The organism is Ochrobactrum sp. 19YEA23 (assembly GCF_029909865.1).
In the GTDB taxonomy this organism is placed as follows: Bacteria; Pseudomonadota; Alphaproteobacteria; order Rhizobiales; family Rhizobiaceae; genus Brucella; species Brucella gambitense.
In genome coordinates this window covers 1,264,695-1,278,240 of sequence record NZ_JASAMQ010000001.1, presented here as the reverse complement: position 1 = coordinate 1,278,240, position 13,546 = coordinate 1,264,695, and the positions used below count along the sequence as shown (strand labels likewise).

Below are 13,546 nucleotides of genomic sequence, written 5' to 3'. Positions count from 1 at the left end.
CCCGTCGCTCAGTTCGTCTTTGCCTTCTCATCGCCCGGCAGGACGTAATCCGTCCCTTCCCATGGCGAGAGAAAATCGAAATTGCGGAATTCCTGACGCAGTTCGACAGGTTCGTAGATCACGCGCTTCAGCTCGTCGCTGTAACGCACTTCCACAAAGCCGGTCAGCGGGAAATCCTTGCGCAGCGGATGGCCTTCGAAACCGTAGTCAGTCAGAAGACGACGCAGATCCGGATGGCCGGAGAACAGCACGCCATACATGTCGTAGGCCTCGCGTTCGTACCATTCGGCACCCACGAAAACCGAGACCGCCGACGGAACCAGCGTATCTTCATCAGCCTGAACCTTGACGCGGATGCGCTGGTTCTGACGCGGAGACATCAGCTGATAGACCACATCGAAGCGATTGACGCGCTGTGGATAGTCAACGCCGGAAATGTCCGTCAGATTGACGAACTGGCACTGCACATCGTCACGCAGGAAGGTCAGAACGCTGATAAGGCTCGTCACCGGTACGCAAAGCGTCAGCTCGCCATAAGCCAGCTTCGCCTCTTCGATTGCATCGCCGAGGCGTTCTTTGATGTAGCCGGAAAGTTCACCGAGAGCTTCTTCGCTCATTTCCCTAACTTCCTTATTTAGAACTCACACTGCACTTGCCTTGGGAGACTTTTGGGAGAAATCCCACGCGGCGGTGTCAGTCGAACCCTAACAAAACCTGTATGGCGCAAACCGGTCCGGGGACCGGATTAACGCTCGATCGTACCCGTGCGGCGGATCTTCTTCTGCAGCATGAGAATGCCGTAAAGCAGCGCTTCCGCAGTGGGCGGGCAGCCCGGTACGTAGATGTCGACCGGAACCACGCGATCGCAGCCACGAACCACCGAATAGGAATAGTGGTAGTAGCCGCCGCCATTGGCGCAGGAACCCATCGAGATCACATAGCGCGGCTCGGGCATCTGGTCGTAGACCTTGCGCAGAGCGGGCGCCATCTTGTTGGTCAGCGTGCCTGCAACGATCATCACGTCGGACTGACGCGGAGACGCACGTGGTGCGATACCGAAGCGTTCGGCGTCGTAGCGCGGCATGGAGATGTGCATCATTTCCACGGCGCAGCATGCGAGACCGAAGGTCATCCACATCAGCGAACCGGTACGCGCCCAGGTGATCAGAGCGTCAGCAGATGTGACGATGAAGCCCTTGTCGGACAGTTCGCTGTTCAGATCGTTGAAGAAAGCATCGTCGGAGCCGACAGGCTTGCCCGTACGCGGGTCAAGAATGCCCTTCGGCTGCGGAGCCACGAGTGTGGTGTTGGCTGTGGTCAATCCCATTCCAGCGCTCCCTTCTTCCATTCATAGATGAAGCCGATGGTGAGGACGCCAAGGAACACCATCATCGACGCAAAGCCGAACCAGCCAATGGAACCGAAGGACACAGCCCACGGAAACAGGAAGGCGACTTCAAGATCGAAGATGATGAAGAGAATCGACACGAGATAGAAACGAATGTCGAATTTCATACGGGCGTCATCGAAGGCATTGAAGCCGCACTCGTAAGCTGAAAGCTTTTCCGGGTCTGGCTGTCTATATGCGACGAGGAACGGCGCAACCAGAAGGGCTACACCGATTACCATTGCGATGCCGAGAAAGATGACAATCGGCAAGTAGGAACTTAAAAGCTCGTTCATGATCCTTTATCCGGCTTGAATACGAGGCTGCGCCGCCTGTCATAAGCTTTTTGAAGCCCACGACCATGCGACACATTGCATCTGTTGCAACCTCGTCGCCCCAAGCAGCTTCAAAAGGCATGCCGTGCGAACTAAGCGCTTTCGCGGGGACGGTTAGCGCAGCCCGCGTTGAAGCGCAACCCCTCCAGCGCCTTCAGGTGGGCATAGTCGGGTCGAGATGCTTAATAAGGCGTGGCCTTACCCCCGAATAACCCGGCTGAACCCGTTCAGCCCCATCTTGGCGCTCGTAAGATCATAATTTTGTGAGGCACTGTCTCATGATGCATTCTCGCTGACAACAGCAAAGAGAATCATCGCCTATATAAATAAAGTACGTCTGCTTGCAGTGTTCCGCACCGCGACCCAAGCGATAAATATAAGCGTGCCGCGACATTCCATCTCCCTCCTCCCCCGACATCGCAGATGCGTTTTCCAAAAACGACACACGGCGACACGCGCAAAATTTCTTTCGCGCAGGCAGCAATATGGAGAATGGAAATAGCCCGGGACCGTCGAAGTGCGCCAAGCCATGCCTTCAGATCGGCAGGACAGACTTTATCATAAAGACATTGTTTGGAACCGGAATCGAAGGGAGGTCACATATGCAGCATTTTCTGCTCGCCGGCGGCGACCTTCTCGTGATCGGCGCGATCGTTCTTTCGGTCGCCTATCTCTCCTGGAAACAATTCTCCCGATAACAGATCGCTTGCGCACGCACGTACGCAAACAGGCCAGCGGATGAAATCCGTCTGCGCAAGGTTGGCAGTTTCTTTTGGCGATCTTTGGAAAGACGTTTTGCAAGATGGCGTGGAGCGCCACTTTCAGTTCAACAGTACATTTGATTGTGTTGAAGGAAAATGGCGCGAGTGACGGGGCTCGAACCCGCGACCTCCGGCGTGACAGGCCGGCACTCTAACCAACTGAGCTACACCCGCGCATTTTTTCAGCCCGTAGGCTTCAGTCACCACCGGCGTTTCCGTCGGTGTGAGCGGTCGTTTAAGGCGTTCGCGAACAAGTGTCAAGCGCATGTTTGGAGAAGAATTGCGATATTCTGTAATTCATACACAAGCTGTGCAAAACACCATGGAAACTGGTCGCGAGAACAGGCCCATGGCGCAACAGCACGCAAATGTCTGCACGATATGAAGTACGAAAAGGGAAACAAATGAAGAGGCGTGGAGCGCCACTTTCAGTTCAACAGTACATTTGATTGTGTTGAAGGAAAGTGGCGCGAGTGACGGGGCTCGAACCCGCGACCTCCGGCGTGACAGGCCGGCACTCTAACCAACTGAGCTACACCCGCGCATTTTTTTAGCCCGTAGGCTTCAGTCACCACCGGCGTTTCCGTCGGTGTGAGCGGTCGTTTAAGGGGTTCGCGAACAAGTGTCAAGCAAGTGCTGGAAAGAAAGCAAAAGAATTTTCGCCTTTCTTTCAAAACGCCGGTTTTCCCGGCCTTTTCAAAGACATCCTGTTATCCACATTCGCCGTCCGGCCACAGAGAAGAGGCAGTCTGGCCAGTGAATCACGTAGTGCTTCGTCCGGTTTGCCTGTTCACCGTGTCTTGCGATTCAAAATCCCAGTAAAAGCACGGACTCAGGCGACAATTCCCTCCATTCCATGTATCCATGCTGCACTGATCCTTTTAGCCGCGCCTGCGTGCAGAAAAACGGATCGGGATAATATGAAGATCGCATCGCGATAGGCTGACTTGCTGCAATAGCAAGCGGAAAGGAATTGAGATGAGCTGGACACCCCATGGACAACACCTGATAGCTGGCGAGTGGGTTGCGGGGGAGACGACGTTCGCTTCAACACCGGCGACAGGCCCATCGCATGAATTTGCCGTCGGTACGCCCGCACTGGTGGCGCGCGCCTGCGAAGCAGCGGAAGACGCCTTCTGGACCTATGGTTATACAAGCCGTGAAGAACGCGCGCTCTTCCTTGAAGCCATTGCCGACGAAATCGAAGCCCGTGCTGCTGCCATCACCGAAATCGGCACGCAGGAAACCGGCCTGCCGACCGGCCGTCTTGAAGGCGAGCGCGGACGCACCACCGGCCAGCTGCGTCTTTTTGCCAACCATATTCGCAAAGCCGATTATCTCGACCGTCGCGTCGATGAGGCCCTGCCCGACCGCAAGCCTGCTGCACGTCCGGAAATCCGCCTGATGCAGCGTCCTATCGGCCCGGTTGCCGTTTTCGGCGCTTCCAACTTTCCGCTCGCTTTCTCGACCGCTGGTGGCGACACCGCAGCCGCCCTTGCCGCTGGCTGCCCGGTGGTTGTGAAGGGCCATTCCGCCCATCCCGGCACAGGCGAAATCGTCGCTGACGCCATTCAAGCCGCCATCGCCAAGACCGGGATGCCGAAGGGCGTGTTCAGTCTCATTCAGGGCGGTGACCGCAAGGTCGGCGAAGCACTCGTCACACATCCGCTCATCAAGGCAGTCGGCTTTACCGGTTCGCTTGGCGGTGGCCGCGCCCTTTTCAACCTGTGCGCACAGCGTCCGGAACCGATTCCTTTCTTCGGCGAGCTTGGCTCGGTCAATCCGATGTTCCTGCTGCCGGAAGCCATGAAGGCACGCGCCTCGTCGCTCGGCGAAGGCTGGGCTGGATCGTTGACGATGGGTGCCGGTCAGTTCTGCACCAATCCGGGCATTGCCGTGGTTATCGACGGTTCGGAAGCCGACAGCTTTGTGCAGTCGACCCGCAGCGCTCTGGAAAAGGTTGCACCGCAGGTCATGCTGACCGATGGCATTGCCAAGGCCTATCAGGACGGCAAGGCGCATTTCGACAGCCGCAATTCCGTCAAGCCGGTGTTGACGACCGAAAGCAAGGGCCGCGAAGCTTCGCCCAATCTCTATGAGACGACTGGTGAAGCTTTCCTCGGCGACCACACCATTGGTGAGGAAGTGTTCGGTCCGCTCGGCGTTGTCGTTCGCGTCAAGTCGGTCGATGACATGGTGCATCTGGCCAAGGGCTTTGAAGGCCAGCTGACGGCGACCTTGCATATGGACAAGGACGATGCCGCAGACGCCCGCAAGCTTCTACCAGTTCTGGAGCGCAAGGCCGGACGCGTTCTGGCCAACGGTTTCCCGACCGGCGTGGAAGTGGTCGATTCGATGGTTCATGGTGGCCCCTACCCGGCCAGCACCAATTTCGGTGCGACCAGCGTCGGAACCATGTCCATCCGCCGCTTCCTGCGCCCTGTCAGCTATCAGAACATCCCGGCGGATGTGCTGCCCGCTGACCTCGTCTAAATAAAAGATAAGACGCAGATCAAAGCCTCAAAGACCTTTGATCTGCGTCTCACGCTCCAATGGGCTGCCGGATTTCATAATAAGCGGCAGCGTAGTGCCTGATTTCAAAAATCAAATTTGACTACCACCTTCGTTGGAGCAAAACTGCATTTGCTAATTCATAAGCAGTAGGCTCATCCCCTTTCGGCGGTGAATATGATGCCGGGGCATATAAAAGTATAACGCAGCTCCCTTGAGCATCTAACGCGGTTTCGGGTTGGGCGGGGGACAGGCCATGCTAAAAACCGACGTGCCTGACGGTGCAGGCTCTTACCGGATTCACATAAAGGCGGATTTTGCAAACAGCGTATCGCTGGACTGGGCCTATCGATGTGGCATGGGCCTGCTCAAATATCCGCTCAATGAAGCTATTTCTGACCAGCTCGCGCTGATGGGCGCTGCGTCGCACGCGGATCGGGCCTGGCTGATCGAATATCGGTCAGATTTGCTCCGCTTCCGCAACACGCATGAGTGGTGTCGCGGCCAGACCAGAGCCTATGTTTCGGAACTTCAGGAAGCGCCGACAACCCTTATCGCCTGGCTGCACAAATATATGGTCAAGGGTCAAGCGGTCGCCGTCCATGACGTCACCGACCTGCCCCGAACCGCGCGAGCCATTCAGGTGGAGTTTCTACGGCAGAGCAATAAGAGCGTCCTCAGCGTGCCGATGTTTCATGATGACAGGCTGCGCGGTATCATCGGCTTTGATACGACAGCCGCCAGCAAGATCTGGTCGACCAGCGAAGTGAGCGCGCTGTTCCAATGCGCTGATCTCATCGGACAAGCGAAATATGGCACAGGCCGACGCGCTGAGCCGACAACCGTGCCCGTAAGCTCCACATCTTTGGTTTATCTCAGCAATCGCGGTGTGGTGCGCGGTGTCCAGCCGGACATCATCGTCGGCGTGCGCTCTGCTGGAAACTACAGCGAAATCTGGCTGGAAGACGGGTCTATGCTGCTCGATTCGCGTTCGCTCGGCATGTGGTCGACCCTGTTGCCATCCAAGATTTTCCTTCAGATCCACCGAACGGCTTTCGTGAATACACTGCACGTCATCGACGTGGACCGCAGAAAGATCGATAAATGGCAGGTCAAAATGCGGTCGATTGACAGTTCATGGCCGGTATCGCGGTCCTACAGAAAGCAGCTCCGCGAACGGATGGGCATATGAAGGCTGCGAAGGTCTCAACACCGAAAGCTGTCTCAAAAGTCCAAGTCAGTCGGCATGAACTGTTTCCGCAAGCCGCGCACGTTCGCGCAAACGGAAGCTGCGGGGTGTCTCCCCGGTGAAGTTCTGGAAGAAGCGCGAGAAATAAGCGGGATCTGAAAAGCCCAGCGAATAAGCGATGTGCTGAACCGAAGACGGCATTGCGATGAGGTCGCGCTTGGCCGTATCGATCAGCTTATGTGCAATCATGTGTTGTGTCGTTTCTCCCGTCAGCCTTCGCACCAGCCGGTTGAGGTGGGTCGGTGATAGACCAAGCATATCGGCATAAAAAGCCACCGGACGATGTTCCCGAAAATGCCGGTCGATGAGTTCGAGAAACTTTTCAACGCGTGCATCGCTATAGGCCGGGCGTCCGTCTTCAGCTTGTAATTCGTTCAATGCCGGTCGCGAGATGAGAACGATCATCGTCTTCAACATGGATTCCAATATGCTGTTTTTATATGGCTTTCTGGAATGGAATTCCGTCTGTATCCGATTGACCGTTAAAGCCGCCAGCGCGCAATCTTCCGCTGAAGCGTTCTCCATCGCGACAAGGCGCGGCCCATTCAGCCAGGCAGCAAAGGCGCTTCCCGGACGGTCGCTGACAAAGGGCATTTGCGGGCGCAGAATCGTGATGATATGGCCGGTAATATCGCGCGAAAATGAAAACCCGTGATTGAATCCGGGCGGAACCAGAATAGCGCACGGCGTGCGAAAACTATGGATCACGCCATTGAAACTGGTATTGCCCGCGCCACTCTGAATGTACAGGAATTGAAAGAAATTCTCGTGACGATGCAGCTCGATTTCAAACTGATGCAGGCTGGATCGCGAGTAAAGCGTTTCGCAATGCAGCCAGAAATCCGGCTTTTTATCGGTTCCCTCCCCATAGAGTTCGTAGGTAGGAACTTCAACACGCATCATTCTGCCTCCACAATCGTGTTCGATTTGTACAATTTATTGCTGCAATAATCCATTGCCAGTTTGCGGTGGTTTCAAAGAATAAAGGGCATTCGTTGCGTTGGGAGGAAATCATGCGCACCAAAGTCGCCATTATTGGTTCCGGTCCGTCAGGTCTTCTGCTCGGACAGCTCCTGACGCGCGCCGGTATCGACAATGTCATTCTCGACCGCGCCAGCGAAAGCTATATTCTTGGCCGCGTGCGCGCCGGTGTGCTGGAAGAAGGCACCGTTCGTTTGATGGAAGAAGCAGGCGCTGCTGAACGCCTGCATCGCGAAGGCCTGCCACATGACGGTTTCTCGCTCGCCTTCGATGGACGCGATCACCGCATTAATCTTCATGCCCTGACCGGCAAACGCGTGACCGTTTATGGCCAGACGGAACTGACGCAGGACCTGATGGACGAGCGGCACAAATCCGGCACTGTCGGCATTTATGAAGCCGCGAATGTCACACCGCATGATTTCGACGGCGCTTCGCCCTACGTCACCTATGAAAAGGATGGCGTCACGCACCGCATCGATTGCGATTTCATCGCCGGATGCGACGGTTATCACGGCGTCAGCCGCAAATCGGTGCCGGAAAAAGCCATCACCAATTTCGAAAAGGTTTATCCGTTCGGATGGCTTGGCATTCTGGCGGATATCCCGCCAGTCGATCATGAACTGATCTATGCCAATCACGAACGCGGCTTTGCCCTGTGTTCGATGCGGTCGGAAACCCGCAGCCGCTACTATCTCCAATGCTCCTTGGACGAAAAGATCGAGGACTGGAGCGACGACCGGTTCTACGACGAATTGCGCCGTCGCCTCCCCGAAAACCATGCCGAAGCTTTGGTGACGGGTCCTTCGTTCGAGAAGTCCATCGCCCCGCTCCGTTCCTTTGTTGCCGAACCGATGCGTTTCGGAAAGCTGTTCCTCGTGGGCGACGCTGCGCATATTGTGCCGCCGACGGGCGCCAAGGGTCTCAACCTGGCGGCGAGCGATGTTCACTACCTGTTTGAAGGCCTGCGCGAGTTTTATCTCGATGAATCAGCGGCAGGCATTGACACCTATTCGGCCAAGGCGCTGGCGCGCATCTGGAAAGCAGAACGCTTTTCGTGGTCCATGACGAAGATGCTGCATCGCTTCCCCGACATGGAAACCTTCGACCAGAAGGTGCAGGAAGCGGAACTGGACTATATTAGCCATTCTCATGCGGCATCGACTGCATTGGCTGAAAACTACGTAGGATTACCATTCTAAATATAAGCAACCTAATATCCGGCGTGCTATTTTGTTCTTAATTGACGCGCCATCGTGCTTATCAATGCGCATCAGGCTTGAACGTGAGGATATATCCGACTTAAATCCTCCCAAGAAAGTCTGTGCGCAACGGCGTTGATTCATTTCTTATTTGGACATTCCCATAACCAATCAGTTATGATTTCGACCAACAATATCATTTTACATAAACAATCAGATCGACATTCTATTGCGCATCCCGAAAGGCGTAAAACGGTTTTCGGAAAAGATGCGCGTTAGAGCGAAAGCTGAGACGCACCGAGCTGATATCATCAGATCGGAACGCGCTCTGGAGAAAGGTCATTCCCTGTGGCGCTGCGACGGTCAGGCGCGGGAATGGTGGGCAACTGGGAGGAGAATATGAAGAAATTAGCACTCACCGCATTGGCGGTTTTGTCGCTCACCGCATCGGCGGCTTATGCCGATGTGGTTAAGGTTGGCGTTATCGGCCCGTTTTCGGGACCATTCGCCATTCAGGGCAAGAATTTCAAGGCCGGTATCGATGCCTATATGGCAGAGCACGGTAACAAGATCGGCGATGATACGGTGGAAGTCGTCTATCGCGACGTGCCGCAGGCCGATCCGGCTCAATCGAAGGCGCTGGCACAGGAACTCGTCGTCAAGGAAGGCGTTCAGTATCTGGCAGGCTTCTACTTCACGCCGGATGCCATGGCTGTCACGCCCATCCTGAAGCAGGGTAATGTGCCGATGGTGGTGATGAATGCGGCCACGTCTGCAATCGTGACCAAGAGCCCTTATGTGGTTCGCACGTCGTTCACGACCTGGCAGACCTCCACGCCTATTGCCAAGGTGGCAATCGACAAGGGTGTGAAGAAGGTCATCACCGTGGTGAGCGATTACGGCCCGGGCGTTGATGCTGAAAATGCATTCAAGGCCGCGTTCACTGACGCTGGCGGCGAAGTGGTGGAAGCCATTCGCATGCCGCTTGCCACCAATGATTTCAGTCCGATCATGCAGCGCATCAAGGATTCCGGTGCGCAGGGCGTTTTCGCCTTTCTACCGTCTGGTCCCACCACGCTCGGCTTCATGAAAGCCTATGTCGATAACGGCTTGAAAAATGGCGGCGTACAGCTTTTTGCGCCGGGCGACCTCACGCAGGAATCCGACCTTCCCGCTCTCGGCGAAACGGCGCTGGGCGTATTGACCACCTTCCACTATGCGATTTCGCACGACTCTCCTGAAAACAAGAAGTTCGTCGAAGAAGCCCAAAAGGCAATCGGCAATCCTGCCGAACTGTCCTTCCCATCAGTCGGCGCTTACGACGGCATGCACGTCATCTACAAGATGATCGAAGCGACCGGCGGCAAGAAGGATGCGGAAAAGGCAGTGGAAGCCGTCAAAGGCATGGAATGGGTCAGCCCGCGTGGCCCGGTTTCCATCGATCCGGAAAGCCGTCACCTGACGCAGAATATCTATCTGCGTGAAGTCGCCAAGGCGGAAGACGGCAGCTACTACAACAAGGAAATCCAGACCTTCGAGAAGCAGGGCGACCCGGGCCTCAAGGCCAAGTAATCCGTCTGTTTCATGGTTCAGCCCGCCTCTTATTCCATCGAATATGAGGCACTTGCGCTCCCGGATCTTTCCGGGAGCGACTTTTTCTCAGCCTCCGGCCAGAGAATCAATCGAGAGCGGCTCCGGTTAAAACGGAATCGTGGAACCGCTCTATCTAGTTGTTTTACGCATTATCCTACGCAAAACCGCTACGCACTTTTGCTGGAAATGCTCCAATAGGATTACTCAATGCAGACTGTGCTCAGCATTGCCATCGATGCCCTTGCCTATGGCATGGTGCTCTTCGTCATCTCTATCGGCCTTTCCGTCACCATGGGTCTGATGCGCGTTGTCAATCTGGCGCATGGCGCCTTTGCGATGATCGGCGGCTATTTCGCCTCTTATGCCGCGCACCAGCTTGGCCTCAATTACGGTTTCGCTATCATCATCGCCGTTATCGGCACCATGATCATCGCGGTTCCCGTGGAAAGGCTGCTCTATCGCCGCATTTATGGCGCGCCGGAGCTGACGCAGGTTCTGATGACCATCGGCATCACATTCTGCATCATCGGCCTGACCAACTATATTTTCGGCCCGACGCTGAAGACCATTCCGCTGCCGGAAATGCTGCGCGGCTCGATTGATCTCGGCTTCCGTTCTATCGCCAAGCACCGTGTTTTCGCCATTGGCTGCGGTCTCGCCGTTGCAATCGGCCTCTGGTATATCGTCGAGCGCACTGCCTTCGGCGTGAAACTGCGCGCCGCCGTCGATAACGCCAATATGGCCTCAGCTCTCGGTGTTCGAACCGAAATCGTCTACGCAGTCAGCTTTGCACTCGCTATCGGTCTTGCTGCATTTGGCGGTGTCGTCGGCGCAGAACTGCTGCCGGTCGAGCCCTATTACGCGCTGCGCTATATGGTGACGTTCCTCGTGGTCGTATCGGTCGGCGGCGCTGGTTCCATTCCTGGCGCCCTCATCGCCTGTCTCCTGCTTGGAGCCATCGACACAACGGGACGCTATCTTGCGCCTGAATATGGCGAATTCTTCTTCTATTTGGCGGTGATCGTGATCGTTACCCTGTTTCCACGCGGCCTTGCCGGAAGGTTGGCCAAGAAGTGACCGACATGTCGCAAACCCTCCCCCAAAACCGTAAATCCTATGCAGGAATGATCGGCGTCATCGCCATCATTGTGGCCAGCGTCATCGGCTGGTTTCTGTTTCCTGACAATCTGGCGCTGCTGACCCGCATCATCGCGATTGCCCTTCTCGTGCTCTCGCTCGATCTCGTCACCGGCTATTGCGGCATCGCAACGCTTGGCCATGCCGCATTGTTCGGCGCGGGCGCTTATGGTGCAGGCATAGCCGCAGCGCATTTCGGCGTGACCGATCCGCTCCTCATGACGCTGGTCGGCCTTGTTGCCGGCGCTGTTACGGGGCTTGTTTCCGGCGTCGTCATTTTGCGCGCGCATGGATTGGCGCAGCTCGTTCTGTCGATTGCCGTAGTGCACCTTTTCCATGAAGCCGCCAACAAGGCGTCTGAGTGGACAGGCGGCAGCGACGGCCTGAGCGGCATTTCGCCCGATCCGATTTTCGGCACCTTCGAATTCGATCTCTATGGGCACACCGTCTATATTTATGGCGTTATCCTGCTCCTCGTGTCCTTCATTTTCCTGCGCTATGTCGTGCGTTCGCCTTTCGGCATGCTGTGCCGCGGCGTGAAAGAAGACCCGATCCGCATCCATGCCATGGGCGCATCGGTTCATTCGGCACAGCTTCGCATGTATGTCATTTCCGGCGCTATTGCCGGCATCGGCGGCGCGCTGAACGCCATTTCCACGCAGGTTGTGGGACTGGATAGCCTCAGCTTCACCATGTCGGCTGAAGCCCTCGTCATGCTGGTTCTGGGCGGCACGGGCACCCTGTTCGGCGGGCTGATCGGCACTGTCGTCTTCATGTGGTTTGAAGATCTGGTCTCTGCGGCCAATCCGTTCCACTGGCTTACCATGGTTGGCGCATTGCTGATCCTCGTGGTGCTGTTTGCCCCGCGCGGTCTTTACGGCACCGCCGTCCATTATTTCGAGAAGCGGAAGGCGCGCAACGCATGAGCACCGTGTTTGAAGTTTCAAAACTGCGCAAGAATTTCGGCGGACTGGCGGTCACTAACGACGTTTCGCTCAGCATGGCCGAGGGCGACCGCGTCGCCCTCATCGGACCGAACGGCGCAGGCAAGACCACCTTCGTCAACCTCGTGACAGGCAACCTTCCGGCCACCTCCGGTACAGTGACGCTCGGCGGCGAGAATGTCTCGAAGCTCAACGCCATGCAGCGTGTCCGGCGCGGTCTGGTGCGCTCGTTTCAGGTCACCCGCCTCTTCTTCGACATGACGCCCGAGGAACATGTCGCGCTCGCGGTTTTGCAGCGCGAAGGCAAGACAGGCCGCATTCTCGGCGACTACCATAAAATGCCGGGCGTGATGGATGAGGTGCGCGATATTCTCGACACGCTCGGCCTTCTGTCACTCAGCCAGTTGCGTGTCAGCCAGATCGCTTATGGCCAGCAACGACTGCTGGAAATCGCGCTGGCATTGGCGCTGCGTCCGAAAGTGCTCCTGCTGGACGAACCCGCCGCCGGTGTTCCGCAAAGCGATACAGGCCGCATCGAAGAAGCGCTCGACCGCCTGCCCGCCGATCTCGCCGTTCTCATGATCGAACACGACATGGATCTGGTTTTCCGCTTTGCCAAACGCGTGGTCGTTCTGGCCGCAGGCACCGTGATTTTCGACGGACTGCCGCAAGATGTCGTGCAGGATACCCGCGTCCGCGAAGCCTATCTGGGGAGCTATGCGCAATGAGTGCAGCCTCGCTTGAAATCCACAACCTCTCCTCCGGCTACGGGCCGACGCGGGTCATTGAAGATGTGTCGTTCAAAGCAGAACCCGGCTCGAGACTGGCCATCTTGGGGCGCAATGGCGTCGGCAAGACCAGCCTCTTCGCAACCATCGCCGGACAGACCCGTCGCTATGGCGGCGAAATCCTGCTCGGCGGTCAGAATATCGCGACACTGCCGTCGGCAGCCCGCGCGCTTGCCGGTCTTGGTTATGTACCCCAAACCCGCGACGTCTTCCCTACTCTTACCGTGGAAGAGAATCTGTTCGTTGGCTTGAAGAAACGCCCCAAGGATGCGCTTGAGGAAGCCTATGCGATGTTCCCGCGTTTGAAGGAACGCCGCCGCAATCTCGGTTCGCAGCTTTCCGGCGGCGAGCAGCAAATGCTGTCAACGGCGCGCAGTATTCTCGGCAAGCCGACGGTACTGCTGCTGGACGAGCCGCTCGAGGGCCTTGCACCGGTTATTTGCGAAGAACTGATGGCAGCCTTCTCGGCCTTGGCGCAGAAGGGCGACATGACGATCCTGCTTGTCGAACAACGCATCCAAAGCGCGCTCGATTTCGCTGATCACGTCATCATTCTGGAACGTGGCCGCATTGCCTGGTCAGGGACGTCCAAGGAACTCTCCGACGACCATCATGCGGTAGAAGAGCACCTCGGCGTTGGCGGACTTCATTAGCCATT

At 56.5% G+C, this 13,546-nt stretch carries 12 protein-coding genes and 2 tRNA genes; 8 read left to right on the top strand and 6 right to left on the bottom strand.

Annotation, left to right across the window (positions count from 1 at the left end; translation table 11 throughout):
* Window positions 1–8 precede the first annotated feature (8 nt).
* The 5 genes from QBD01_RS05965 to QBD01_RS05945 all read right to left on the bottom strand — a co-directional run bounded on the left by QBD01_RS05965 (window position 9) and on the right by QBD01_RS05945 (window position 3,025).
* Window positions 9–617: an NADH-quinone oxidoreductase subunit C gene (locus tag QBD01_RS05965; protein WP_280991981.1), complete on the bottom strand. Its 609-nt coding sequence runs from the start codon at window positions 615–617 to the stop codon at window positions 9–11.
* 128 nt (window positions 618–745) lie between these two features.
* Window positions 746–1,327: an NADH-quinone oxidoreductase subunit B family protein gene (locus QBD01_RS05960; protein ID WP_010661172.1), complete on the bottom strand. Its 582-nt coding sequence runs from the start codon at window positions 1,325–1,327 to the stop codon at window positions 746–748.
* Entirely contained in the window at window positions 1,318–1,683 is a 366-nt protein-coding gene (locus QBD01_RS05955; RefSeq protein WP_182520273.1) for an NADH-quinone oxidoreductase subunit A, read from the bottom strand. Before QBD01_RS05955 ends, QBD01_RS05960 begins: the two co-directional genes overlap by 10 nt.
* A gap of 897 nt (window positions 1,684–2,580) precedes the next feature.
* Window positions 2,581–2,657 (bottom strand) — tRNA-Asp (locus QBD01_RS05950).
* Between the two features lie 291 nt (window positions 2,658–2,948).
* A tRNA-Asp gene (locus tag QBD01_RS05945) sits at window positions 2,949–3,025 on the bottom strand.
* 436 nt (window positions 3,026–3,461) lie between these two features.
* Here QBD01_RS05945 and QBD01_RS05940 point away from each other — a divergent pair.
* Together QBD01_RS05940 and QBD01_RS05935 are read left to right on the top strand one after the other, a co-directional pair.
* Window positions 3,462–4,976, top strand: a complete 1,515-nt coding sequence (locus QBD01_RS05940) for an aldehyde dehydrogenase (NADP(+)) (RefSeq protein ID WP_182520272.1) — start codon at window positions 3,462–3,464, stop codon at window positions 4,974–4,976.
* A gap of 274 nt (window positions 4,977–5,250) precedes the next feature.
* Window positions 5,251–6,186, top strand: coding sequence for a LytTR family transcriptional regulator DNA-binding domain-containing protein (locus tag QBD01_RS05935; RefSeq protein WP_280991980.1), 936 nt, complete (start codon window positions 5,251–5,253; stop codon window positions 6,184–6,186).
* Window positions 6,187–6,231: 45 nt separating this feature from the next.
* Here QBD01_RS05935 and QBD01_RS05930 read toward each other — a convergent pair whose 3' ends face one another.
* Window positions 6,232–7,143, bottom strand: coding sequence for a helix-turn-helix domain-containing protein (locus QBD01_RS05930; protein ID WP_280992121.1), 912 nt, complete (start codon window positions 7,141–7,143; stop codon window positions 6,232–6,234).
* A gap of 113 nt (window positions 7,144–7,256) precedes the next feature.
* On the opposite strand from QBD01_RS05930, the gene pobA reads away from it, so the two are divergent.
* The 6 genes from pobA to QBD01_RS05900 all read left to right on the top strand — a co-directional run bounded on the left by pobA (window position 7,257) and on the right by QBD01_RS05900 (window position 13,541).
* Window positions 7,257–8,426: a 4-hydroxybenzoate 3-monooxygenase gene (gene pobA / locus QBD01_RS05925; RefSeq protein ID WP_280991979.1), complete on the top strand. Its 1,170-nt coding sequence runs from the start codon at window positions 7,257–7,259 to the stop codon at window positions 8,424–8,426.
* A 399-nt stretch (window positions 8,427–8,825) separates the two neighbouring features.
* Window positions 8,826–9,998, top strand: a complete 1,173-nt coding sequence (locus tag QBD01_RS05920) for an ABC transporter substrate-binding protein (protein WP_182520268.1) — start codon at window positions 8,826–8,828, stop codon at window positions 9,996–9,998.
* A gap of 228 nt (window positions 9,999–10,226) precedes the next feature.
* Window positions 10,227–11,096 carry a branched-chain amino acid ABC transporter permease gene (locus QBD01_RS05915; protein WP_280991978.1) on the top strand — a complete coding sequence of 290 codons (870 nt, stop codon included), beginning with the start codon at window positions 10,227–10,229 and terminating at the stop codon, window positions 11,094–11,096.
* Window positions 11,097–11,101: 5 nt separating this feature from the next.
* On the top strand, window positions 11,102–12,082 hold the full coding sequence (locus QBD01_RS05910; protein ID WP_392391309.1) for a branched-chain amino acid ABC transporter permease: 981 nt from the start codon (window positions 11,102–11,104) through the stop codon (window positions 12,080–12,082).
* Complete coding sequence (locus tag QBD01_RS05905; protein ID WP_280991976.1) at window positions 12,079–12,828, top strand: ABC transporter ATP-binding protein; 750 nt, start codon at window positions 12,079–12,081, stop codon at window positions 12,826–12,828. Before QBD01_RS05910 ends, QBD01_RS05905 begins: the two co-directional genes overlap by 4 nt.
* Window positions 12,825–13,541, top strand: a complete 717-nt coding sequence (locus QBD01_RS05900; protein WP_280991975.1) for an ABC transporter ATP-binding protein — start codon at window positions 12,825–12,827, stop codon at window positions 13,539–13,541. Before QBD01_RS05905 ends, QBD01_RS05900 begins: the two co-directional genes overlap by 4 nt.
* Window positions 13,542–13,546 lie beyond the last annotated feature (5 nt).

Bases quoted from the DNA above. Each gene is read 5' to 3' on its own strand.
- QBD01_RS05965 (WP_280991981.1), bottom strand. From the start codon at position 617: ATGAGCGAAGAAGCTCTCGGTGAACTTTCCGGCTACATCAAAGAACGC.
- QBD01_RS05960 (WP_010661172.1), bottom strand. From the start codon at position 1,327: ATGGGATTGACCACAGCCAACACCACACTCGTGGCTCCGCAGCCGAAG.
- QBD01_RS05955 (WP_182520273.1), bottom strand. From the start codon at position 1,683: ATGAACGAGCTTTTAAGTTCCTACTTGCCGATTGTCATCTTTCTCGGC.
- QBD01_RS05940 (WP_182520272.1), top strand. From the start codon at position 3,462: ATGAGCTGGACACCCCATGGACAACACCTGATAGCTGGCGAGTGGGTT.
- QBD01_RS05935 (WP_280991980.1), top strand. From the start codon at position 5,251: ATGCTAAAAACCGACGTGCCTGACGGTGCAGGCTCTTACCGGATTCAC.
- QBD01_RS05930 (WP_280992121.1), bottom strand. From the start codon at position 7,143: ATGCGTGTTGAAGTTCCTACCTACGAACTCTATGGGGAGGGAACCGAT.
- pobA (WP_280991979.1), top strand. From the start codon at position 7,257: ATGCGCACCAAAGTCGCCATTATTGGTTCCGGTCCGTCAGGTCTTCTG.
- QBD01_RS05920 (WP_182520268.1), top strand. From the start codon at position 8,826: ATGAAGAAATTAGCACTCACCGCATTGGCGGTTTTGTCGCTCACCGCA.
- QBD01_RS05915 (WP_280991978.1), top strand. From the start codon at position 10,227: ATGCAGACTGTGCTCAGCATTGCCATCGATGCCCTTGCCTATGGCATG.
- QBD01_RS05910 (WP_392391309.1), top strand. From the start codon at position 11,102: ATGTCGCAAACCCTCCCCCAAAACCGTAAATCCTATGCAGGAATGATC.
- QBD01_RS05905 (WP_280991976.1), top strand. From the start codon at position 12,079: ATGAGCACCGTGTTTGAAGTTTCAAAACTGCGCAAGAATTTCGGCGGA.
- QBD01_RS05900 (WP_280991975.1), top strand. From the start codon at position 12,825: ATGAGTGCAGCCTCGCTTGAAATCCACAACCTCTCCTCCGGCTACGGG.